The following is a 21,392-nucleotide window of genomic DNA, read 5'->3' on the forward strand; positions in this document are numbered from 1 at the left end:
TTCGACCTCGAACGGCGGATCCGGCGGGACTCAGGCGCGGACGGCGAGGCGCTCAGTGGCCAACGCCGCCACGACGATCGCGAGCACGAGACCGAGGGCTGCGAGTGCGGACAGCCCCGACACGAGAGGGCCCAGTGCGAGCAGCATCACGGTCGCGGCGATCCGCGGCAGAGACCAGCTCCGCGCAGCTCTGGCGCGCAGCAGCACCGTGGTGAGCAGGAAGACGGCGAGCCCGAGGACGAGCATCCAGGCGGCGAAGCCCCCGATCGCGCGACCCTCCTCGATCGTGGGCATCGAGAGCTCGACGCCGACGGCGACCAGCAGGATCGCGGCGACCAGGACAGGATGCAGGTAGGTGTAGACGTCGACGGCGATCACGTAGCGGTCCTGCTCCGGCCGCTCCGTGACCGACTCCTCGACGAGGTCGGCGAGGCGGACGAAGTACGCCCACCACAGCGCGGTCGCGAGACCCAGGGCGAGCACGGCGCCCGCGATGATCCCGACGCCCACGGGCTCCTCTGCGGCGTCCGCGCCGATCGCGACGACCGACTCGCCGAGCGCGAGGAGCACGATGAGGCCGTGCCGTTCGGCGAAGTGGGACGCCGACTTCACGCGCCAGCTGCGTCCCACCCGCGCCGTGACGTACACCACGAGGAAGTCGTAGGCGACGGCCGCCGCCCACCAGCCAAGACGCGCCCCGTCGCCGGCCAGGGCGCCGATCACGAGCAGCACGGCCGCCGGCACGAACGCGGTCGACAGGGTGAACGCCACCTGCTTGCGCAGGGCCCGGTCGGGGCCCGCGATCGTCAGGTAGACGACGCCGTGCACCACGCGGATGAGAAGGTAGGCGATCACGAACACCAGCGGCCCGTCGAGGCCGCCGGGCAGGTCGTGGAAGGCCTCCGGGATGGCGAGTCCCACCACGAACACCAGCATCATGGCGGCGATCATCGCGATCCGGACGATGCCCACGTCGGCGCGGGCCTGATTGCCGAGCCATGCGTACGAGGACCACGACCACCACACCAGCGCGAGCAGCACGAGCGCCTGGCCGAGGCTCTCCAGCGGGTGCTTCCCGTGCGTGATCACGCCGACGCCCTGATGCAGGGCGAACACGAAGACGAGGTCGAAGAACAGTTCGAGCACGGTGACGCGGTCGCCGTCGCGGGAAGTCGCGGCGAGGGGGCGGCGCGGTCGCGGATCGAGCGGCATGCGGGCTCCTGTCGGTCGTGGTCCCTCGACAGCGTAGGGCCCACGGGCCACGGGCGGCTCGGGCTCTCGAGATGACCTTTCGTCTCCCGGGCGAGGAGGACGGATCCGGCGTTGACACGTTTATCGACTGTCGTTATGTTAACGAACATCGATAACAACGTTTCTCGATAAGGAGCTGCCATGCACGCGAAGGACACCACACCCGCCCACGAGCGGCCGCGCCTGGCCGAGGGCTTCGTGCTCGGACTCATCGCGACCGGCGCCGTGAGCGTCGCGATCGCCGCCGTCATCGCGATCGTGCTGCGCGCGGTCGATCTGTTCGGCCTCGCTCCGACGGTCCTGTTCCCGCTGCGCGACGGCGAGGCGGTGAAGGCGCTGGGGCAGGCGCCGGCCGTGCTGCAGTCGAGCTACGCGAGCGTGCACGTCACGATCGAGGGGCTCCCCTTCTTCGCGCGCTTGCTGCTCGTGCTCGAGGGAGCGCTTCCCGCTCTCGCAACGGTGGGCGTCTGCGCCGTGGCGTGGTGGCTCGGGGTCTCCCTGATCCGCTCGCGCCCGTTCCGGCGGTCGATGTCGATCGCGATCGGGATCGCCGCGATCCTCGTGATGGCGGCGGGTGTGCTCGGCCAGGCAGCAGGGGCCTTCGGCCGGTCGATCGCGGTCAGCAACCTGGCCGAGGGCGACCCGCACGTGGATAAGGTGCTGTGGCCGTTCCTGCTCGAGCTCGATCTCGCCCCCGTCGGCTGGGGCTTCGCTCTCGCACTCATCGCGACGGCGTTCCAGTTGGGCGCGCGCCTGCAGAAGGATGCGCAGGGCCTTGTATGACCCCTGCGGCGCAGGACGAGGAGGACACCGGGATCCACTGCCGCCTCGACGAGCTGCTCGCCGCGCGCGGCATGACCCTCACTCAGCTGAGCGAGGCGGTCGGCGTGAGTATCGTGAACCTGTCGGTGCTCAAGAACGACCGGGCTCGGGCGATCCGCTACTCGACCTTGCGCGCGGTGTGCGACGCGCTGGAGTGCGAGGTGGGTGAGTTGTTGGTGCTCGCCCCTCGGGGCTGAGGCGGGAGTTTCACGTCAGGAATGCAGGACGTTTCCAACTCTGAAGGAGAATCTCACCGGATCCATCCTTCAAAGTTGCAAAGGTCCTTTGCGCTGAATCGCGTCAGGCCACGGGCGGAGCCGGCGGCGCGGCGGGGGCAGGCGGTGCGGCGGGCTGAGCCGGGGCGGCCGGCTGCGCGGGCACGGCGCCGTTGACCGGCTCGATCACCACGGCGGTGCCGTACGCGCACATCTCGCTGAAGCTGCCGAGCGAGCCGGAGTCGAAGCGCATCGCGATCACGGCGTTGGCGCCGCGCTGCACGGCTTCGCCCCACATCCGGTTCATCACCTCGTAGCGGCTCTCGTACATGAGCTGCGTGAACTCGGGGATCTCGCCGCCGCCGAGGGCGCGGAAGCCGGCGGTGAAGCCCTGGCCGAAGTTCGTGGAGCGCACGGTGAGGCCCATGACCTCTCCGAGCACCTGGGTCACGCGATAGCCGGGAACGTCGTTCGTCGTCACCATGAACATGCGCTCATCGTCGCACGGAGACCGGATCCGGCGCATCCGTCTTCTCCGTTCCGGCTCCCGCCTCTCCCAGAGTCCACACAGGCGCTCCCGGAGTCTGCACAGGTGGCCGACGGAGGATCGAAGTCCCGCCAGACCGCAGACCCGCGCGACGACTGCCCCGACAGGAACGGATCCGCACGATGACGATGAGCCCGCAGCACGCCGCCCGGCGCCGCACGTATCGACGACGCCGGTGGATCGTGGGCATCATCGCCGTGATCGTGCTGGCGCTGATCGCCGCGGCTGCCTTTGTCGTCATCACCTACGCCGACGCGAACAACGGGATCCATCGCTCGTCGATCGCCGGCGTGACGGGACCTGCGCAGAACACCGGCGAGACGAACATCCTGATCATGGGGCTGGACAGCCGGGTGGATGAGAACGGCAAGCCGTTCCCCCAGGCGATCTACGACCAGATCCACGCGGAGGATGCATCGGTGGGCGGGTACAACACGAACGTGCTGATGCTGATCCACATCCCCGCAAACGGCGGGAAGGCGGTGGGGATCTCGATCCCCCGCGACGACTACGTGGACTTCCCCGACTCCCCCGGCGGTGTGGACAAGGGCAAGATCAAGGAGGCGTACGGCGATGCCATGGAGGCCTCGATGACGGCCCTCACCAGCAAGGGCGTCTCGGAGGCCGACGCGTATCAGCAGTCGCGCACGGCAGCGCGTCAGAGCACGATCAAGACGGTGTCGGCGTTTCTCGGTGATGTGCGCATCGACCACTTCGTCGAGGTGACGATGGCCGCGTTCTACGAGGTGGCGCAGGCCGTGCAGCCGATCACGGTGTGCCTGAACCACGCGACCGCGGACACATTCTCGGGCGCCGACTTCCCCGCCGGAGTGCAGGAGCTGAACGCCGCGCAGTCGATGGCGTTCGTGCGACAGCGCCGTGACACGACCTCGAGCGACTTCGACATGACGGATCTGGATCGCACCCGGCGTCAGCAGGCGTTCATGGTGTCGTTGGCGGTGAAGCTCAAGCAGGCGTCGACGTTCACCGACTTCGGCAAGCTGCAGAAGCTCATCGACGTGGCGAAGAAGGATGTCGCGCTCGACGATCAGCTGGATCTGCTGTCGTTCGCGCAGCAGGCGCAGAGCCTGGCCGGCGGCAACATCTCTTTCGTCACGCTGCCGATCGATCACTTCGACACGGTCGACGGGCAGAGCGTGAACATCGTCGACGTGGACGCGATCCGCGCGCAGGTGCACGACCTGCTGAACCCGCCGACCGCTGGGGCATCCGCGTCACCGACACCGTCGTCGTCTGCGGGATCGACGTCCGGATCCGGTTCCGGTTCGTCGGGCTCGTCCGCCCCGGCGACGCCGAACCCGGTCTACACGGATTCGTCGTCCCCGCTGCAGTCGGGGAATGTGCCCTGCGTGAACTGAGCCGGCGCCACGATTCGTACCACCCTTACGATGAGGTGCCGGGAGTCAGCGTCGGCGATTACACCGACGCGCTGTACGAGATGGGTGCCGCTGTGCGCACACAGGATCTGGATACCGCCCGGGCCTACTGGCGCAAGCTCGTCTCCGGACACGTCTCGCCCGCCGCCCAAGCCGCCGCGACGAACGCGTTGGATGCGGGTGACTGGCCGGTGCTGGATCAGTTGTTCCCGTAGCCGACGCGGCACCCCTTGATCACGCAGTCGATCGCGTGTGCGTGGAAGCGCGCGCATCGAGCAGGAATCAAGAAGCGCCCCTGCGGCGCCGGATCCGAGACTCGAAGCATGAACATTCAGCGCATCACCATCGAGACCAGCTCCGACGCCGTGCAAGCGGCCGAGGCCTTCTACCGCGACGCCCTGGGACTGCCGGACCACGTCGGCGTCCGCGCCACCTCCGAGCCGAGCGCCGGGTTCCGCGGCTTCGCTCCGTCGCTCATCTTCGTCCAGCCGGGCGATGTCGACGCAGCCGTCGAGCGGGCGCTGGCCGCCGGGGCGAAAGTCATCAAGCCGGTCGCCAAGAGCCTGTGGGGCTACGGCGGCTCGTTCCTCGCGCCTGACGGCACCGCGTGGCAGATCGCGAGCGCGAACAAGACCGCCACCGCGCCCGCCACCGGCGAGGTCGAGCGGCTCGTGCTGCTGCTCGGCGTCGACAGCGTCAAGGCCAGCAAGCGCTTCTACCAGGAGCAGGGCCTGACCGTCGCGAAGAGCTTCCCCTCCTACGTCGAGTTCGACTCGGGCGCCGTCAAGCTCGCCCTCTACAAGCGCGGCTCCCTCGCGAAGCAGGTCGGCATCGACCCGAGCGGCAGCGGATCCCACCGGCTCGCGGTCGTCGCGGACGGGACCTTCACCGACCCCGACGGCTACGCGTGGATGGCTGCGGAGAGCATCGTCAGCGCGGGGTGATCGCCGGGAGGAGCCACCGGGGATCCGGCCCTTCGACACGCTCAGGGACCGGATCCCGGTGAGCCCGGGAGGGGGTGGCGTTTCGCCTCGCTGCGCTCGCTCGACGACCCCGTGGGAGAGCTGAGTCAGGAGCGTGCCGCGTTTCGTCTCGCTTCGCTCGCTCAACGACCCCATCGAGCGACCCCCGGGGGCCCACGGGGCCCGCTCCGTCATCGTTCGTCACACCCGGGCTTGGAATACCAGCGGACTCATAGCGTTGAAGACATCCGGCGCCACGGCGCCCACCGTCCCGGCGCGAATCGCGCCGATCGCTTCGGCGCACCCCAGCGCACCGACTTGGAGTCCCCATGAGTACAACCACCCCCGCGGCACGGCGCCCGAAGGCACCGGACACGCGCGGCCCCGTCCGCAAGCTGCTGACCTCGTTCGGCTTCCAGATCATCGCCGCGCTCGTGCTCGGCATCGTGGCGGGCCTCATCGGCCGCCAGCTCGGCGCGACGCACGACACCCACACGGTGCTGTCCGACACGCTCGACAAGATCGGCGGCTCGTACGTCACGCTGCTGCGCGCGGCCGTGGTCCCGCTCATCTTCACCGCGATCGTCGCGAGCATCTCCAACCTGCGCCGCGTGCAGAACGCCGCGCGCCTGGCCGGTCAGACCATCCTCTGGTTCGCGATCACCGCGTTCATCGCCGTCTCGATCGGCATCGTGCTCGGCATCACCATCCAGCCCGGCGCGCACGCCGGCACCGACCTGGCCAAGGGCGCCCCGCCCACGGTCGGCACCTGGTGGAACTTCCTCCTCGGCCTGATCCCGCAGAACTTCCTCGGCCTCGCGGTGAACACCACCACCGGCCCGGCGGAGGGCACGTTCGTCTCCGGCGTGAGCTTCAACATCCTGCAGGTCATCGTCGTCGCGGTGGCGGTCGGAATCGCCGCGCTCAAGGCCGGCCGCAAGGCCGAGCCGTTCCTCGCCTTCACCGAGTCGCTGCTCAAGGTCATCCAGCGCGTGCTGTGGTGGATCATCCGCATCGCCCCGCTCGGCACCTTCGGCCTCATCGGATCCGCCGTCATCAACTACGGCTGGGACAAGCTCACCTCACTCGCCTGGTTCACCGGCGCCATCTACATCGGCCTCGCGCTCGTGCTGTTCGTCGTCTACCCGATCCTGGTGAAGACGCACGGCCTCTCGATCAAGCAGTACTTCTCCGGTGTGTGGCCGGCGGTGCAGCTGGCGTTCGTGAGCCGCAGCTCGATCGGCACGCTCCCCCTCACCGAGCGCGTGACCGAGCGCAACCTGGGTGTGCCCCGCGGCTACGCCTCGTTCGCCGTGCCGCTCGGCGCCACCACCAAGATGGACGGCTGCGCCGCGATCTACCCGGCCCTCGCCGCGATCTTCGTCGCCCAGTTCTTCCACATCGACCTGAGCATCACGCAGTACCTGCTGATCGTCATCGTCTCGGTGGTCGGATCCGCGGCGACCGCGGGCACCACCGGCGCCATCGTCATGCTGACGCTCACGCTGTCGACTCTGGGCCTGCCGCTCGAGGGCGTCGGCCTGCTGCTCGCGATCGACCCGATCCTCGACATGGGCCGCACTGCGGTCAACGTGGCCGGCCAGGCCCTGGTCCCGACGATCGTCGCCAAGCGCGAGGGCATCCTCGACCTCGACCTCTACAACGCTCCGCGGGGCGGCCTGCCGTTCGCCGAGGACGTCGATGACGAGGCGCCCGAGTCGGTCGAGTCCGCCGCCGACGAGGCCGCGGTCGGATCCGCGCGCTGACCTCATCGCATACGAGGCCTTCGGAACCTTCGGGATCCGGGGGCCTCGTCGCGTACGGCCGGCGCTACTGCTCGCGAGAGACCACCTTCAGCACGCGACCCGTCCTCTGAGAGGCTGGCCTCAGGCTGGATCTGGCTTCCCACGGCGATGAGCCTCGCGGCGACGCAGCTCCGCGCTCTCCGCGCGCTCCGCCTCGAGCTCGTCGCGAAGCCCCTCGTTCTCGTCCTCCAGCGCGAGCACACGCCCGATCCCCGCGATGTTCATGCCCTCGTCCCGCAGGAGCGCGACCCGCTGCAGCCGCGCGACGTCGTCGTCGCTGTACCGGCGGGTTCCACCTTCGCTGCGCGCCGGGGTCAGCAGGCCCTTCTGCTCCAGCAGGCGCAGACTCGCCGCGTTCATGTCCGCCAGCTGCGCAGCCACGGCGATGCCGTACACCGGCGTCGCCGAATCGCGTCCTGCCATGCGTGCACTCCTCGTACTTGCAACTTTCCTGACTTTTATCTATAAAGAATCTACACCACGAGATGCAGATCCTGCATCGACACCACGCCCGAACGGGCCATTGGAAAGGAGTAAGACATGACCCTCAGTTTCGATCCTCTCAGCCAGCTCGATCGCTTCGCCGCAAGCGTGTTCGACTCCCCGCGTGCGCCTCGGCGCATGCCCGTGGACCTCTACCGCGACGGCGACCGATACGTGCTGCACGCCGACCTGCCCGGCATCGACCCTGGCTCGATCGACGTCGACGTGGACGGCGGCCAGCTCTCCATCCGCGCCGAGCGGAGCATGGGCTCGCAGGACGGCGTCCGCTGGTTCGCCCGCGAGCGCGAGTCCGGATCGTTCCTGCGCCAGTTCGCCCTCGGCGACGGCGTCGACATCGACCGCATCAGCGCGTCCTACGACAGCGGAGTGCTCTCGATCATCATCCCGGTGAGCGAGCGCGCCAAGCCGCGTCGGATCGCGGTGGACTCGCCCGAGCGCCGCGAGCAGATCGACGCCTGAGCCAGGCCGGATCCGAGAGGAGAAGATGATGCTGCCCTCGACACTCGACCGGTTCCTCGCCGGCATGGAGTACCCGGCGTCGAAGGACGACCTGCGGCGCGAGGCCGTGCACGACGGCCTCGGCATCGCGGACCGCGACCTGCTGGATCAGCTGCCGGACCGCAGTTACAGCTCGCGCTGGCACGTCCGCCTGTCGCTGACCCGCTCGGGAACCCCGTTCGAGCGGGTCGCCGCCATGGCCTGACCGGCTGCGAGAAGGGAGGCCCCTGGATCGGTCGATCCCGTGGCCTCCCTCGTTCGCGTCAGGATCCGGCGTCAGCGTTCGACGGGAGCCGTCGCCATCCGGGTGTCCAGCGCGAGCTCCTCCGCGTCCATGGCCGTGATGAGCTCGCGCATGACCTCTTCGTTCAGCGTGCCGGCATCGCGCTCGGAGATGAGCACGTCGCGACGCACCTGCAGCCAGCCCTTCGACAGACCGATGAGTTCGTCGCGGCTCGGACGCGGCATGGCATCCTCGTCGCGCTGGCCCTTCTCGGTGTCCCGCTCCACGCGGGTGAACCGCTGCGCGAAGCGGTCGAACCAGCCCAGCGACGCCGCACCGTGCTTCTGCTCCCACGCCGCGCGCTTCTCATCGAGGAAGACCTTGCCCACCTCCCTCGTGCGGGAGCGCACCTGCGCGAGCTGACGGCGGTCCTCCTCCTCTTCATCGGTGACGTCGGCGACGCCGAGCGCCCCGATCAGCAGCGGCAGGGTCAGCCCCTGCAGCAGCAACGTGCCCACCGTCACCAGGAACGCGACGACCACGATCGCGTGCGCCGCCGCCGTGTCGAGCCCGGCGAGGTCCGCCGCGGCGAGCGCGGTCGCCAGGGTGACCACGCCGCGCATCCCCGCCCACGAGATCACGGCGTTGTCGCGCCAGCTCAGCTGCGACTCCCGGAAGCGCTCGCGCAGCTCGTCCTCGCTCGGGTTGCGACCGGTCCAGCCCCGCCGCCGCTGCTTCTCGGCGACGGCGTCGACCCGTTTCTGGAACTGTCCCGACGCCAGGCTCTTCTCGAACTGGCGCAGCCGCAGCCGCGACCAGAACGCGCCCCACGCCGACGCCGGATACACGAACAGCGGCCGCACCAGCAGCACCACCACGAACACCGCCGCCGCGAGCCAGAGCACGCCTCTGACATGCGTCGCGCCGAGCTCGCCGATCACGGGCGGCAGCTGCAGCCCGATGTACGCGAACACGAAGGATTCCAGCAGGAAGTCGGCCGACAGCCAGATCGGCGCCTCCTGCATGCGCGTCGCGTAGCTCGTGCGGGGCGCGTTGAAGCCGACCACCAGGCCCATCGCGACGACGCCGAGGACACCGGATCCGCCCAGGTGCTCCGTGATCGCGTACACGCCGAACGGCGCGAGCAGTCCGAACGTGCCGATGACCACCGGATCCGAGATGCGCATCCGCAACTGATGCATGCCGAGACCGGCGACGACGCCGAGCGCGACGCCGACGACGACCGCGACGGCGAACTGCCAGATGCCGTCCCAGACCGTGAGTGTCGCGCCGGCGACGATCGCGGCGAACACCCGGTACAGCGTCAGCGAGGTGGCGTCGTTGATGAGGCTCTCCCCTGACAGCACCGTCATCACCCGCCGCGGCAGACCCAGCTTGCGGCCGATCGCCGCGGCCGAGACCGCGTCGGGCGGCGCCACGATCGCACCGAGCAGCAGGGCGCCCGGCAGGGTCAGCGACGGCATCAGCAGCCACGCCACGAGCCCGACGGCGGCGGTCGTGACGACGACCAGGCCGATGCCGAGCCGGCGGATCTGCGGCATGCTGCGGCGGAAGCTCACGAACGACACGTCGAGCGACGCCGAGTACAGCAGCGGCGGCAGCACGAGCGTGAGCAGCACGTGCCCATCGATGCGGAGGTTGGGCACCGCCGGGATGAAGGACACGGCGAGCGCCACCACCGTGACGAGCAGCGGAGCAGGCCAGCCGCGCCAGCGCGCGACCGCCGCGACGATGACGGATCCGACCAGCACATAGAAGATCTCGGCGTCCATGCCGCCAGGGTAGCGGTGCGCCGCTGTCGCGCCTCTGTCGCGTGGCTGTCGGGGCGGAACCGGGTCTTCACCGTGCGGCGGCGAGCAGGCGGATGACCTCCTCGTCGGGCGTCTGCCGGAAGTCGACGTAGTGCATGCCGACCGCCATGAAGCCGGCGGGCGCCTCGAGGCAGACCACCTCGTCGGCATCCGGATCCGGCCCGGCCCGCAGGTCCGCGAGCACCTCCGGCGGAGCGACCGGCACTGCCACCACGACCCTCGCGGCGCCCCTGGCTCGTGCGATCGCGCATGCGGCGCGCACGGTCGCGCCCGTGGCAATGCCGTCATCGACGATGAGCGCGGTGCGCCCGGCGAGCGGCTCGGGCGCACGCCCGCTGCGGAACAGCGCCGCCCGGCGCTCCACCTCGGCGCGTTCCCGGCGCTCCGCTGCGCGCAGGGTCTGCTCGTCCACTCCGGCTGCGCGCACCACGTCGGCATTGCGGACCGCGGCGCCTTCCTCGCCGACCGCACCCATCGCGAGCTCGGGCTGCCACGGCACCCCGACCTTGCGCACCACGAGCACGTCGAGCGGAGCCCCGAGCGTCCGAGCCACCTCGGCCGCCACCGGAACCCCGCCGCGAGGCAGGCCGAGCACGACCGGATCCCGGGCAGCATCGACCGCCAGCAGCGCGCCGAGCCGCCGGCCGGCCTCGGCGCGATCCGCGAACCCGTGCATGCCTCCGGCCTACGCCGGTGCGGGTGCGCGGTCAAGCCAGGCGGCACGCCCCGGGGGGGTCGTTGAGCGAACACCGGCGAAGCCGGAGTGGGACGAAACGCCGTGCTCTTGCATCGCGGCTTCGCGATAGTGCGGCGTTTCGTCTTTGTCGCGCTTCGCGCGTCCTCGCTCAACGACCCCACCGGATCCGGAATGCACGGGGATCCGCTCGCGTTGTCCGAAGCGATGTCTTCTCTCGCGCTCTCCGTCCTCGACCTCGTCCCGGTGCGCACCGGGCAGACCAGCGCCCAGGCGGTGTCGGCGTCGCTCGCCCTCGCCGCGCGCGCCGACGACCTCGGCTATGGGCGGTACTGGTTCGCCGAGCACCACAACATGCCGGCCGTCGCCTCCACCGCTCCGCCCGTGCTGATCGCCGCCGCCGCCGCGCGCACGCAGCGCATCCGGGTCGGATCCGGCGGCGTCATGCTGCCGAACCACGCGCCGCTCATCGTCGCGGAGCAGTTCGCCGCGCTCGAGGCGATCGCCCCCGGCCGCATCGACCTCGGTATCGGCCGTGCCCCCGGCAGCGACCCCGTCATCACCCAGCTGCTGCGCGCCTCGGGCACCGCCGGCGACGTCGAGCGCTTCCCCGAGCACGTGCAGGACATCGCCCTCATGCTGCAGCCCGACGGCGCCACCGTGCAGTTCACCTCGGGCGGGGAGTACGCGGTGCGCTCCACGCCGGCGGCCACCGGCGCCCCTGAGGTGTGGTTGCTGGGGTCGAGCGATTACTCCGCCCAGCTGGCCGCCTCGCTCGGCCTGCCGTACGTGTTCGCCAACCACTTCTCCGGTCAGGGGCTGGACCGCGCCCTCTCGCTCTACCGCGAGGGCTTCCGCCCCTCGGAGGCGCACCCCGCACCGCGCACCTTCCTCACCGCGAACGTCGTGGCGGCGCCCACCGCCGAGGAGGCATCGGACCGGGCGATCCCGCAGCTGCGCATGATGGCGCGGCTGCGCCTGAACCGCCCGCTCACCGCGCTCGAGACCGTGGAGCAGGCACGCGCGGCCCTCGCCGCGAATCCCGATCCGCAGGAGGAGCAGATCCACGCCGCCGCGCTCGCGAACTGGTTCGTCGGCGACGGCGCGACCGTGCGGGCAGAGCTCGAGGCATTCGCCGCGAAGCACGGCGTCGAGGAGATCATGGTCTCCCCCGTCGCCGGATCCTTCGCCGCCGAGGACCCCGACCGCACGCCCGGCCGGGCGCAGACTCTGGAGCTGCTCGCGGGCTGAGGCGACGCTCCGTCTTCTCTCTCGTCTGGCTCTGCCGCCCGATCCGGATCTGGATCCTTTCGTCGTGCCGTCCACTCCCCTTCAGGTCGCAGAAACTGCTCCAGAACCCGGTCCGTTACCGCAGAAAGTGCGACCTGAGCCGGGGCAGTGCGACGTGAACGGAAGAAGTTCGACCTGAACAGAAGAAGTACGGCCTGCCCCCGCTCACTGGTCGCGAAGTGCGGTCAAATCCCGCTCTAGACCGCAATCTGCGACCAGTGAGCGGAAAGAGGGTCGCGCGGATTCATCCACGCGACGGACGGATCTCGCCGGATCCCTACGCCTCGGGCTCAGGTCTGCGCCTCGGGCTCAGGTCTGCGCCTCGGGCTCGGGTCTGCGCCTCGGGCTCGGGCCTACGCCTCGGGCTCCCCCGCGATCAGCCTGCGGATCCAGTCCCGGGCCTCGACGAACACGTCGTCCGCGTAGCGCTCGGGGTACTGCACGATGCGGCGGTCGGCGCGGGGGTAGGAGCCGAGGTAGACCACGCGCGGGCTGAACCGGCGGATGCCGAGCAGGGCATCGGCCATGCGCTCGTCCTGGATGTGACCGTCCGCGTCGAGCACGAAGCGGTACCTGCCCAGCTCGTCGCCGATGGGCCGCGACTGCAGCAGCGACAGGTTGATGCCGCGGGTGGAGAACTGCTCGAGCAGTTCGAGCAGCGCACCGGCGTGGTCCACGGGCAGCTCGACGATGAGCGAGGTCTTGTCCGCACCGGTCGGCGGGGCCGGCGCCACCGTGCGCGCGACCAGCACGAAGCGCGTGACGGCGTTGTCGTTGTCGCCGATGCTGTCGGCGAGGAGCTCGAGCTCGTGGTGCGCCACGATGCCGGGGGCCGCGATGGCGGCGTCGGCCGGAAGAGAGCCGTCCAGGATCCCCAGTGCCGAGGCGACGTTGCTCGCGGCGGGCACGTGCTGGTGCGTGGGGATGTGCTCGCCGAGCCAGCCGTAGCACTGGGCGTAGGCGACGGGATGCGCGGCGATGACCGTGACGTCCTCGATCCGCGTCCCGGGAGCAGCAACCAGCACGAAGTCGACCTTCACCAGGTATTCGCCGACGATCCGCAGGCCGGGCAGCGTCGCCAGGGCATCCAGGGTCGTGGTGACCCCGCCCTCCACCGAGTTCTCGATCGCGATCATGGCGGCATCGCTGCGTCCCTCGAGCACGTCGGCGAGCGCCTCGCCCACGTTGTGCACCGGTCGCCAGTCGTGTCCGCGCGCTTCGGGCACCTGCTCCAGCGCGGCTTCGGTGAACGTCCCCGCGGGGCCGAGGTAGCTGTAGGTACGGCGGGCGGGGGCGGCTTCGGTCACGGCGTTCAGCCTAGTCCGGGGCATCGGACGCCCCCGCCTTCGTGACCTGAGGTTCCATATCGAAACGATGATGCGTTCCGCGGCTCCGCGGGGCAGACTGTCTGCATGACGAGCCGTGCCGGCCTCCCCGCGGAGGAAAGCGACCTGATCGACGTCGACGAGCTGATCGCCGCCTACTACGACCGGATCCCGGATCCGAAGATCTCCACCGAGAGAGTCGTGTTCGGCACGAGCGGGCATCGCGGCTCGTCGCTGAGCGGCAGCTTCAACGAGCAGCACATCCTCGCCACGACCCAGGCGATCGTCGACTACCGCACCGCGCAGGGCATCACGGGCCCGCTGTTCCTCGGCCGCGACACGCACGCCCTCAGCCGCCCGGCCGAACGCAGCGCGATCGAGGTGCTCGTCGCGAACGGCATCGACGTGCTCGTCGACTCCCGCGACGCCTGGGTGCCGACCCCGGCCCTCAGCCACGCGATCCTCACCTACAACCGCGACCGCGCCGACGACGAGCCCGGCCGGGCCGACGGCATCGTCGTGACCCCGTCGCACAACCCGCCGCGCGACGGCGGCTTCAAGTACAACCCTCCGCACGGCGGACCTGCGGACACTGACGCGACCGCGTGGATCGCGAACCGCGCGAACGAACTCATCGAGCAGGGCCTCGAGGGCGTCAAGCGCACGCGCTTCGCCGACATCGACGCCGACGGCCTCGGCACCTACGACTTCCGCGAGGCGTACGTCCGCGACCTGCCGTCGATCATCGACATCGACGCGATCAAGCGCGCGGGCATCCGGATCGGCGCGGATCCGCTCGGCGGCGCCTCGGTCGAGTACTGGGCCCTCATCGGCGAGATGCACGGCCTCGACCTCACGGTCGTGAATCCCGAGGTCGACCCGACCTGGCGCTTCATGACGCTGGACTGGGATGAGAAGATCCGAATGGATCCGTCCTCCCCGTCCGCGATGGCGTCGCTGGTCGCGAAGAAGGGCGACTACGACGTGCTCACGGGCAACGACGCCGACGCCGACCGGCACGGCATCGTCACCCCTGACGCGGGCCTGATGAACCCGAACCACTATCTCGCTGTCGCGATCGACTACCTGTTCTCGCACCGCGCGGGCTGGGGCCGCGACGCCGCGATCGGCAAGACGCTGGTGTCCTCGATGATCATCGACCGCGTCGCCGAGTCGCTCGGCCGGCGCCTGCTCGAGGTGCCCGTCGGGTTCAAGTGGTTCGTGCCCGGGCTGCTCGACGGCTCGGTCGCCTTCGGCGGCGAGGAGTCCGCCGGGGCGTCGTTCCTGCGCAAGGACGGATCCGTGTGGTCGACCGACAAGGACGGCATCCTGCTCTGCCTGCTGGCCGCGGAGATCCTCGCCGTCACCGGCAAGACCCCGTCCGAGCGCTACCGCGAGCTCGAGGAGGCGTTCGGCGCCTCCGCCTATCAGCGCGTGGACGCTCCGGCGACCCCGGAGCAGAAGGCCACGCTCGGCAAGCTGTCGCCGGATTCCGTCACCGCCACCGAGCTCGCCGGCGAGCCGATCGTGGCCAAGCTCTCGCACGCGCCCGGCAACGGTGCCGCGATCGGCGGGCTCAAGGTGCAGACCGAGCACGCCTGGTTCGCCGCCCGCCCGTCCGGCACGGAGGACGTCTACAAGCTCTACGCCGAGTCGCTGCTGGGCCCCGACCACCTCGCCCGCGTGCAGGAGGAGGCTCGGGCGGTGGTCAGCGCCGCGCTCGGCGGCTGATCGCCTGCGGCCTTTCCCCGGTTCGCTGGTCGCGTATTGCCGTCATCTGAGCCGCGATACCGCAATCTGCGACCAGCGAGCGCCCTGATTCACCGGATCCGCGTGGTCGTCGCGGAGGCTGCCGCGCGCTCAGCGGATCCAGGCGACGGCGGCGGTGACGATCTCGTCGACGGTGCCGGTGACATCGAGCGCGGTTCCGTCCTCGTCCGGTTCCAGCGGCTCGAGCAGGGCGAGCTGCGAGGGCAGCAGCGACGGCGGCATGTAGTGCCCCGCCCTCCCCGCGGCGCGTGCCCGCAGCAGCTCGGGCGTGCCGTGCAGGTGCACGAACCGGGCCTCCGGCACGACCTCACGCAGCCTGTTGCGGTAGACGCGGCGCAGCGCCGAGCACGCCATGACTCGCCCGCCCTCGCCACGCCCCGCGGCGAGGGCGGCGCCGACGGCGTCCAGCCACGGCCAGCGGTCCTCGTCGGTCAGCGGCGTTCCCGCGGCCATCCTCGCCACGTTGGCCGGCGAGTGCAGGTCATCGGCGTCCCAGCCGCCCACACCGAGGCGCGCGGCGAGCGCCCGGGTGACGCTGGTCTTGCCCGCTGCCGACACCCCCATGACGACGATGAGCGGCGCGGATCCGGTGCCCGCATCGACCGGGGCCGTCGCCTCACCAGTCATGGACGGTGCCGTCCGAGAGCCGGTTGTAGGGCAAGTACGCCTGCTCGTACGGATACCGGCCGGCCTCGTCCACGTCCAGCTCGACACCCAGGCCGGGGGCGTCGCCGGGGTGCAGCAGGCCGCCGTTCCATCTGAAGGACTGCTGGAACACCCGGTCTGTCCGTTCGCCGTGCTGCATGTACTCCTGGATCCCGAAGTTGTGAATCGCCAGCCCCAGGTGCATCTGCGCGGCCATGCCCACCGGGGAGATGTCCGTCGGCCCGTGGAAGCCCGACTTGATCTGGTGCATCGCGGCGTAGTCGATCGTCTTGCGCAGCGGGGTGATGCCGCCCATGTGCGTGACGGCTCCGCGCACGTAGTCGATGAGCTGATCGCGGATCAGGTCCTTGAAATCCCACACGGTGTTGAAGACCTCGCCGATCGCGAGCGGCGTCGTGGTGTGCTGACGCACCAGGCGCAGCGCCTCCTGGTTCTCAGCGGGCGTGCAGTCCTCGAGCCAGAACAGGTCGTAGGGCTCCAGCGACTTTCCGAGCCGGGCGGCCTGGATCGGCGTCATCCTGTGATGACCGTCGTGCAGCAGCGGGATCTCGGGGCCGAACTCGTTGCGCACGGCATCGAAGACGCCGGGCAGGTGGCGCAGGTAGGCCCGGGTGTCCCAGTCCTCCTGCACGGGCGCCGCCCCGCGCCGGGCGGGCTCGTGGTCGTAGCGCGCCTCGCCGCCGCCGGCGTCGGCCGCTTGCGAGGCGATTCCGTAGATCGCCTTCAGTCCCGGCACGCCGGTCTGGATCCGGATGGCCCGGTAGCCCTGTTCGAGGTGCGCGCGCACGGAGTCGAACAGCTCGGGCAGTTCCTTGCCCGAGGCATGGCCGTAGGCCAGCAGGCCCTCCCGGCTGGCTCCGCCGAGCAGCTGGTACAGGGGCATCCCCGCGGCCTTGGCCTTGATGTCCCAGAGCGCCATGTCCACCGCGGCGATGGCGGCCATCGTGACGGGCCCGCGGCGCCAGTACGCCGAGCGGTACAGGAACTGCCAGGTGTCCTCGATGCGCGAGGCGTCCGCCCCGATCAGCAGCGGCACCACGTGCTCACGCAGGTAGGCGACCACCGCCAGTTCACGGCCGTTGAGGGTCGCATCCCCCAGGCCCGTCGCGCCATCGGACGTCGTGAGCTTCAGCGTGACGAAGTTGCGGTCGGGGCTGGTGACGATCACCTCGGCCTTGTCGATCCTCATCGAGGTGTCCTTTCGGTGTGCGCGGCTGCGGTGCCGGGGCGTCTCCGGGGAGATCCGCGCTCATTGAAGCACGTCGAGTGGCAATCTGGCAAACGCTTGCCATGCATTGCGACGACTGTAGAGGAGATAGGCGGAAGCCGTTCCGCATCCGAGTGATCCCCGGCGCGAGGGCAGCGCGCCCCTCAGACCGCCCTGGCGGGTCCGGTCGAGCCGCGGATCACGAGCTCGGTCTCCAGCGTCGCCGCCTCCACGGCGGCCGCATCGTCGGCCTCGACCGCGCCCGCGAGTTCCAGCGCCTTGCGGACGGCGTATCGTCCCGCCGCCGCGAGCGGTGAGCGCACGGTCGTCAGCGCCGGAGACGTGAAGTCGGATCCGAAGATGTCATCGAAGCCCAGGATGCTGAAGACGCCGGGGACGAGGACGCCGTGCTCACCGGCGGCCCGGAGCAGGCCGATGGCCATGATGTCGTTGTACGCGATGATCGCGGTCGCGCGGGAGGCGATGACCCGGGCGAGCGCGCCGCGGCCGCCGTCGATCGTCGGCTCGACCGGACCGATCGACGCGATCGTCATCCCACGCGCCTCGGCGCCGGTGCGCAGGGCATCCCAGCGCCGCCGGCTCATCCACGACTCGGCCGGCCCTGCGAGGAAGACGAGAGACGTGTGGCCGAGCATCTCCAGGTGCGCCAGCGCCTGGTCGATCCCCGGCTCGAGGTTCGGCGTCACGGTCGAGACCCCCTGGATCTCGCGGTTCAGCACGACGACCGGCTTGACCTCGGCAAGCTCTCGGATCCGCTCGTCCGGGAGGCGAGTGGTGCCCAGCACGAGCGCATCCACCGCCGGCAGGATGCGTTCGGCCGATCGCGCCTCGCGCTCCCCCGATTCCTGCGACTCCGCGAACACGAGGGTGTAGCCGAACTCGCCGGCCGCCTGCTCTGCACCGCGGACGATGCCGAAGATCACCGGGTTGGTGATGTCGGCGATGAGCAGGCCGAGCGTCTTCGTGCGCCCCGTGGGCAGGGCGCGCGCCATCGGATTGGTGCGGTACTTGAGCTGCGCGGCCGCCTCGCGGATCCGCGCCTCGGTGCCGGCGTTGACGCGCCCCGGCTGCGTGAGCGCACGCGACACCGTCGACGGGTTCACACCCGCCAGCTTCGCCACGTCATAGATCGTGGCGGCCGCGCGTGCTCTGGCCCGCGTCGGCCGCGGCTCCGTTGCGTCCGCTGCCACGGTCACACTCCTTCACGACTTCGCACCACCGTACCGCGCGCCGACGACGACGCGCTCATCGCGGGACGGATCCCTCCCGGCCGCCGCCGTCCGCGTTCCCCGCGCACGGCCGCCGCGCCGCGCATCCGATTCGATCGAGTTTGGCAATCGGTTGACAAGCCGGAGCGACGCTGGACAGAATACCGGTCAGGCAGCACCGTCCTCGCGGGCCGGAGCGCCCATGATCCAGGCACGAGCGGGGCGAGCCGGCCGTGCGACCACGACCGCCCCCGCGATCCAGAAAGCGCCCATGCACCTCGAAGCCGACCCCGACCGCCTGCTCCCCGTCGATCCGCGCACGCGCGGCATCGCCCGGGAGCTGTACGAGCGGGTCGCGGCGCTGCCCATCCTCTCCCCGCACGGGCACGTCGATCCCCGCCTGCTGCACGATGACGCCGCGTTCCCCGATCCCACCGAACTGCTGCTGCGCCACGACCATTACGTCACGCGTCTGCTGCACGCCTCCGGCATCCCGTTCAACGAGCTCGCGGTCCCCGACCGGACCGGGGCCGCACCGACAGCCTCCGCCCGTGACGCCTGGCGGCGGTTCTGCGAGAACTGGCATCTGTTCGCGGGCACGGCATCCGGCTACTGGCTCACCCATCAGTTCGCCGAGCTGTTCGGTCTGGACGAGCAGCCGGATGCGGCGAACGCCGATGCGCTGTTCGACCGCATCGGCGCCGTGCTGACTCTCCCATCTTTCCGCCCTCGTGCGCTCTTCGACCGATTCGGCATCGAGTTCCTCGCGACGACCGACGATCCGCTCGACGACCTCGGCGTGCACCGTGCTCTCGCCGCGGACCCCGCCTTCCGCGGCCGGGTCGCGCCGACGTTCCGCCCTGACGCCTACCTCGACCCTGCCCATCCTGCCTTCGCCGCGAACGTCGAGCGCCTGGCCGCGTGGAGCGGATCCGCCGTCGACGACTATGCGGGCTACCTCGGCGCACTCGAGGCGCGGCGTGCGCACTTCATCGCGAACGGCGCGGTCTCGGCCGACCACGGGGTGCTGCAACCCCTGGCCGTCGACCTGACGGCGGGCGAGGCGTCCGCCCTGTACGCGCGCGCCGTCCGCGGCGAACTCGATGCGGCAGAGGCCACGGCGTTCCAGGGGCACATGCTGCTGGAGTCGGCGCGGATGTCGGTCGAGGACGGGCTGGTGATGACGGTGCACCCCGGGGTGCTCCGAAACCACAGCACCGCGACGCTCGAGAGGTTCGGCCCTGACTCCGGCCACGACATCCCCGTGCGCACCGGCTACGCCGAGGCGCTGCGCCCGCTGCTGCAGCGCTACGGGAACGCCCCCGACTTCCATCTCGTGCTGTTCGCGGTCGATGAGACCGCCTATTCGCGCGAGATCGCCCCGCTCGCGGGCTTCTATCCGAGCGTGTACATCGGCGCGCCCTGGTGGTTCCTCGACGCCCCGGATGCGGTGCTGCGCTTCCGCGCCGCGGTGACCGAGACGGCGGGCTTCTACCGCGGCGCGGGCTTCGTCGATGACACCCGCGCCTTCCTCTCCATCCCGGCTCGCCACGACATGGCCCGCCGCCTGGATGCGGCCTTCCTGGCGCGACTCGTGGCCGAGGGGCGACTGGACGAGCCGGCGGCGCACCGGATCGCGCACGACCTGGTCGACACGCTGCCCCGGAAGGTGTTCAAGCTGTGACGGGTGCCGCGCTGCGCCGGGGCGCGGTCGGCGGCCCGGCCGCACCGCCGCGCATCGTGCACCTGGGCCTCGGCGCCTTCCATCGCGCGCACCAGGCGTGGTACACCGCGCACGCGGCGGATGCGGCGGAGTGGACGATCGCGGCCTTCACCGGCCGCAGTCCACGCGTCGCCGACGACCTCTCCCGGCAGGGCGGGCTGTACACCCTGATAGAGCGCGGCCCCGAGCACGATCGGGCCGAGATCGTCCCGGCGGTCGTCGAGGCGCACCCCGCCGATGACACGATCCGGCTCGAACGCCTGCTCACCGCCCCCGGGACGGCCCTGGTCACGCTCACGATCACCGAGCCCGCGTATCGGCTGCGACGCGACGGATCCCCCGACCTCGACGACCCGGCCGTCACCGCCGACCTCGTCGCGCTGCGCAGCCGTCGACCACCCGCGACCACGCTCGGACGCCTGCTGTCGGGGCTCAGGGCACGGCTCTCAGCCGACGCGGGCCCGATCGCGATCGTGCCCTGCGACAACATCCCGGACAACGGGACCCTCGTACGCACGGGATTGCTCGGCCTCGCCGAGGCGGTGGACCCGGCGCTCGCGGACGGGATCCGCGAACAGGTCTCCTTCGTGTCGACGTCCGTGGACCGGATCACTCCGCGCACGACGGACGCCGACCGGACTGCCGCCGCCGCGCTGACCGGGTTCCACGACACGTCGCCCGTGGTCGCCGAGCCGTTCTCCGACTGGGTGCTGAGCGGCCGCTTCCCGAACGGCCGCCCGCGCTGGGAGACGGCGGGTGCCCGCTTCGTCGACGACATCGAGCCGTGGGAGCGGCGGAAGCTCCTGCTGCTCAATGGCGCGCACAGCCTCCTCGCCGGCATCGGCACCGTGCGCGGGCACGCGACCGTCGCCGATGCGATGGCGGATCCCGACTGCCGGAGTTGGGTGCACGCGTTCTGGGACGAGGCGGAGCGGCAACTACCGGACGGGCTCGACCTCGACGCGTATCGCCGCGCTCTCGCGGACCGTTTCGCCAACGGCCGGATCGCGCATCATCTCGCGCAGATCTCCGAGGAGAGCGCAACCAAGCTCGCCATCCGCGTCGTGCCGGTGCTGCGCGCGGAGCGTGCGGCCGGACGAGAAGGTGCCGCATCCGTCCGCGCCCTCGCGGCCTGGATCCGGCTCGTGTGCTCGGGCGCCGGCGCCCCCGACGCGAGACGGATCGCGATCGACCAGGCACGGCAGGCCGCGGATCCGGTGCGCGCGCTCCTCCGGGTCCTGGATCCCGCCCTCGCGACCGAGGAGATCACCGCGGCCGTGGCCGCCGTCCGTCTCGAACCCGCCGCGGTCAGCGTCGGCTAGCGCCGTGGAGGCGCCGTGAGAACAACACGCACTCCGTCGAAGAAGGAAAACGCATCCTCCCGCAGGCCCGGAGCAGCGAAATCCTTCTCCGAGCCGATCGCCCCGTCGTC

The 21,392-nt window shown here is 70.6% G+C and carries 21 protein-coding genes; 12 read left to right on the forward strand and 9 right to left on the reverse strand.

Annotated features, from left to right (window positions below):
- Positions 1–30 precede the first annotated feature (30 nt).
- Positions 31–1,212: a low temperature requirement protein A gene (locus AB4078_RS08960; protein ID WP_441976823.1), complete on the reverse strand. Its 1,182-nt coding sequence runs from the start codon at positions 1,210–1,212 to the stop codon at positions 31–33.
- 180 nt (positions 1,213–1,392) lie between these two features.
- Here AB4078_RS08960 and AB4078_RS08965 point away from each other — a divergent pair, with 180 nt between their 5' ends.
- Both AB4078_RS08965 and AB4078_RS08970 read left to right on the forward strand, forming a co-directional pair.
- Complete coding sequence (locus AB4078_RS08965) at positions 1,393–2,034, forward strand: hypothetical protein (protein ID WP_441976824.1); 642 nt, start codon at positions 1,393–1,395, stop codon at positions 2,032–2,034.
- A complete protein-coding gene (locus tag AB4078_RS08970) occupies positions 2,031–2,270 on the forward strand; it encodes a helix-turn-helix domain-containing protein (RefSeq protein ID WP_441976825.1) in 240 nt (79 codons plus the stop codon). Before AB4078_RS08965 ends, AB4078_RS08970 begins: the two co-directional genes overlap by 4 nt.
- 103 nt (positions 2,271–2,373) lie before the next feature.
- Here the strand turns inward: AB4078_RS08970 and AB4078_RS08975 are convergent, their stop codons facing one another.
- Positions 2,374–2,778: a YbjQ family protein gene (locus tag AB4078_RS08975; RefSeq protein WP_441976826.1), complete on the reverse strand. Its 405-nt coding sequence runs from the start codon at positions 2,776–2,778 to the stop codon at positions 2,374–2,376.
- Between the two features lie 179 nt (positions 2,779–2,957).
- On the opposite strand from AB4078_RS08975, the gene AB4078_RS08980 reads away from it, so the two are divergent.
- The 4 genes from AB4078_RS08980 (at position 2,958) to AB4078_RS08995 (ending at position 6,960) form a co-directional block, all read left to right on the forward strand.
- Positions 2,958–4,214, forward strand: coding sequence for an LCP family protein (locus AB4078_RS08980; RefSeq protein ID WP_441976827.1), 1,257 nt, complete (start codon positions 2,958–2,960; stop codon positions 4,212–4,214).
- A 35-nt stretch (positions 4,215–4,249) separates the two neighbouring features.
- Complete coding sequence (locus AB4078_RS08985; protein WP_441976828.1) at positions 4,250–4,447, forward strand: hypothetical protein; 198 nt, start codon at positions 4,250–4,252, stop codon at positions 4,445–4,447.
- 108 nt (positions 4,448–4,555) lie between these two features.
- Positions 4,556–5,176, forward strand: coding sequence for a VOC family protein (locus tag AB4078_RS08990; RefSeq protein ID WP_441976829.1), 621 nt, complete (start codon positions 4,556–4,558; stop codon positions 5,174–5,176).
- Positions 5,177–5,523: 347 nt separating this feature from the next.
- The gene (locus AB4078_RS08995; RefSeq protein ID WP_441976830.1) at positions 5,524–6,960 is read left to right on the forward strand and encodes a dicarboxylate/amino acid:cation symporter; all 1,437 of its coding nucleotides are present in this window, start codon (positions 5,524–5,526) and stop codon (positions 6,958–6,960) included.
- 120 nt (positions 6,961–7,080) lie between these two features.
- Here the strand turns inward: AB4078_RS08995 and AB4078_RS09000 are convergent, their stop codons facing one another.
- Positions 7,081–7,422 (reverse strand): MerR family transcriptional regulator, encoded by a 342-nt coding sequence (locus AB4078_RS09000; RefSeq protein ID WP_441976831.1) that lies wholly within the window; start codon positions 7,420–7,422, stop codon positions 7,081–7,083.
- Positions 7,423–7,539: 117 nt separating this feature from the next.
- Between AB4078_RS09000 and AB4078_RS09005 the strand changes: the two genes are divergently transcribed.
- Positions 7,540–7,962 carry an Hsp20/alpha crystallin family protein gene (locus AB4078_RS09005; protein WP_440734160.1) on the forward strand — a complete coding sequence of 141 codons (423 nt, stop codon included), beginning with the start codon at positions 7,540–7,542 and terminating at the stop codon, positions 7,960–7,962.
- Between the two features lie 28 nt (positions 7,963–7,990).
- Positions 7,991–8,206 carry a DUF2795 domain-containing protein gene (locus tag AB4078_RS09010; protein ID WP_440734161.1) on the forward strand — a complete coding sequence of 72 codons (216 nt, stop codon included), beginning with the start codon at positions 7,991–7,993 and terminating at the stop codon, positions 8,204–8,206.
- 71 nt (positions 8,207–8,277) lie between these two features.
- On the opposite strand, the gene AB4078_RS09015 is transcribed toward AB4078_RS09010, so the two are convergent.
- Both AB4078_RS09015 and AB4078_RS09020 read right to left on the reverse strand, forming a co-directional pair.
- A complete protein-coding gene (locus AB4078_RS09015; protein ID WP_441976832.1) occupies positions 8,278–10,017 on the reverse strand; it encodes a cation:proton antiporter in 1,740 nt (579 codons plus the stop codon).
- A 67-nt stretch (positions 10,018–10,084) separates the two neighbouring features.
- A complete protein-coding gene (locus tag AB4078_RS09020) occupies positions 10,085–10,732 on the reverse strand; it encodes a phosphoribosyltransferase (protein ID WP_441976833.1) in 648 nt (215 codons plus the stop codon).
- Positions 10,733–10,957: 225 nt separating this feature from the next.
- On the opposite strand from AB4078_RS09020, the gene AB4078_RS09025 reads away from it, so the two are divergent.
- Positions 10,958–12,001: an LLM class flavin-dependent oxidoreductase gene (locus tag AB4078_RS09025; protein ID WP_441976834.1), complete on the forward strand. Its 1,044-nt coding sequence runs from the start codon at positions 10,958–10,960 to the stop codon at positions 11,999–12,001.
- Between the two features lie 392 nt (positions 12,002–12,393).
- Here AB4078_RS09025 and pheA read toward each other — a convergent pair whose 3' ends face one another.
- On the reverse strand, positions 12,394–13,371 hold the full coding sequence (pheA, locus tag AB4078_RS09030) for a prephenate dehydratase (RefSeq protein WP_441976835.1): 978 nt from the start codon (positions 13,369–13,371) through the stop codon (positions 12,394–12,396).
- A gap of 81 nt (positions 13,372–13,452) precedes the next feature.
- On the opposite strand from pheA, the gene pgm reads away from it, so the two are divergent.
- Entirely contained in the window at positions 13,453–15,096 is a 1,644-nt protein-coding gene (gene pgm / locus AB4078_RS09035; RefSeq protein WP_441976836.1) for a phosphoglucomutase (alpha-D-glucose-1,6-bisphosphate-dependent), read from the forward strand.
- 129 nt (positions 15,097–15,225) lie between these two features.
- On the opposite strand, the gene AB4078_RS09040 is transcribed toward pgm, so the two are convergent.
- From AB4078_RS09040 to AB4078_RS09050, 3 genes are all read right to left on the reverse strand, one after another.
- On the reverse strand, positions 15,226–15,762 hold the full coding sequence (locus tag AB4078_RS09040; RefSeq protein ID WP_441976837.1) for a gluconokinase: 537 nt from the start codon (positions 15,760–15,762) through the stop codon (positions 15,226–15,228).
- Positions 15,752–16,990, reverse strand: coding sequence for a D-mannonate dehydratase ManD (gene manD, locus AB4078_RS09045; protein WP_441976838.1), 1,239 nt, complete (start codon positions 16,988–16,990; stop codon positions 15,752–15,754). The genes AB4078_RS09040 and manD overlap by 11 nt, the downstream gene beginning before the upstream one ends.
- A gap of 182 nt (positions 16,991–17,172) precedes the next feature.
- A complete protein-coding gene (locus tag AB4078_RS09050) occupies positions 17,173–18,219 on the reverse strand; it encodes a LacI family DNA-binding transcriptional regulator (protein ID WP_441976839.1) in 1,047 nt (348 codons plus the stop codon).
- A gap of 289 nt (positions 18,220–18,508) precedes the next feature.
- On the opposite strand from AB4078_RS09050, the gene uxaC reads away from it, so the two are divergent.
- Entirely contained in the window at positions 18,509–19,921 is a 1,413-nt protein-coding gene (gene uxaC / locus AB4078_RS09055) for a glucuronate isomerase (RefSeq protein WP_441976937.1), read from the forward strand.
- Complete coding sequence (locus tag AB4078_RS09060) at positions 19,918–21,282, forward strand: mannitol dehydrogenase family protein (protein ID WP_441976840.1); 1,365 nt, start codon at positions 19,918–19,920, stop codon at positions 21,280–21,282. The genes uxaC and AB4078_RS09060 overlap by 4 nt, the downstream gene beginning before the upstream one ends.
- Positions 21,283–21,392: the final 110 nt, after the last annotated feature.

The organism is Microbacterium sp. 2MCAF23 (genome assembly GCF_052115565.1).
In the GTDB taxonomy this organism is placed as follows: domain Bacteria; phylum Actinomycetota; class Actinomycetes; order Actinomycetales; family Microbacteriaceae; genus Microbacterium.

Excerpts from the sequence above, each read along its gene's own strand:
- AB4078_RS08960 (WP_441976823.1), bottom strand. The coding sequence starts at position 1,212 with ATGCCGCTCGATCCGCGACCGCGCCGCCCCCTCGCCGCGACTTCCCGC.
- AB4078_RS08965 (WP_441976824.1), top strand. The coding sequence starts at position 1,393 with ATGCACGCGAAGGACACCACACCCGCCCACGAGCGGCCGCGCCTGGCC.
- AB4078_RS08970 (WP_441976825.1), top strand. The coding sequence starts at position 2,031 with ATGACCCCTGCGGCGCAGGACGAGGAGGACACCGGGATCCACTGCCGC.
- AB4078_RS08975 (WP_441976826.1), bottom strand. The coding sequence starts at position 2,778 with ATGTTCATGGTGACGACGAACGACGTTCCCGGCTATCGCGTGACCCAG.
- AB4078_RS08980 (WP_441976827.1), top strand. The coding sequence starts at position 2,958 with ATGACGATGAGCCCGCAGCACGCCGCCCGGCGCCGCACGTATCGACGA.
- AB4078_RS08990 (WP_441976829.1), top strand. The coding sequence starts at position 4,556 with ATGAACATTCAGCGCATCACCATCGAGACCAGCTCCGACGCCGTGCAA.
- AB4078_RS08995 (WP_441976830.1), top strand. The coding sequence starts at position 5,524 with ATGAGTACAACCACCCCCGCGGCACGGCGCCCGAAGGCACCGGACACG.
- AB4078_RS09000 (WP_441976831.1), bottom strand. The coding sequence starts at position 7,422 with ATGGCAGGACGCGATTCGGCGACGCCGGTGTACGGCATCGCCGTGGCT.
- AB4078_RS09005 (WP_440734160.1), top strand. The coding sequence starts at position 7,540 with ATGACCCTCAGTTTCGATCCTCTCAGCCAGCTCGATCGCTTCGCCGCA.
- AB4078_RS09010 (WP_440734161.1), top strand. The coding sequence starts at position 7,991 with ATGCTGCCCTCGACACTCGACCGGTTCCTCGCCGGCATGGAGTACCCG.
- AB4078_RS09015 (WP_441976832.1), bottom strand. The coding sequence starts at position 10,017 with ATGGACGCCGAGATCTTCTATGTGCTGGTCGGATCCGTCATCGTCGCG.
- AB4078_RS09020 (WP_441976833.1), bottom strand. The coding sequence starts at position 10,732 with ATGCACGGGTTCGCGGATCGCGCCGAGGCCGGCCGGCGGCTCGGCGCG.
- AB4078_RS09025 (WP_441976834.1), top strand. The coding sequence starts at position 10,958 with ATGTCTTCTCTCGCGCTCTCCGTCCTCGACCTCGTCCCGGTGCGCACC.
- pheA (WP_441976835.1), bottom strand. The coding sequence starts at position 13,371 with ATGCCCCGGACTAGGCTGAACGCCGTGACCGAAGCCGCCCCCGCCCGC.
- pgm (WP_441976836.1), top strand. The coding sequence starts at position 13,453 with ATGACGAGCCGTGCCGGCCTCCCCGCGGAGGAAAGCGACCTGATCGAC.
- AB4078_RS09040 (WP_441976837.1), bottom strand. The coding sequence starts at position 15,762 with ATGACTGGTGAGGCGACGGCCCCGGTCGATGCGGGCACCGGATCCGCG.
- manD (WP_441976838.1), bottom strand. The coding sequence starts at position 16,990 with ATGAGGATCGACAAGGCCGAGGTGATCGTCACCAGCCCCGACCGCAAC.
- uxaC (WP_441976937.1), top strand. The coding sequence starts at position 18,509 with ATGCACCTCGAAGCCGACCCCGACCGCCTGCTCCCCGTCGATCCGCGC.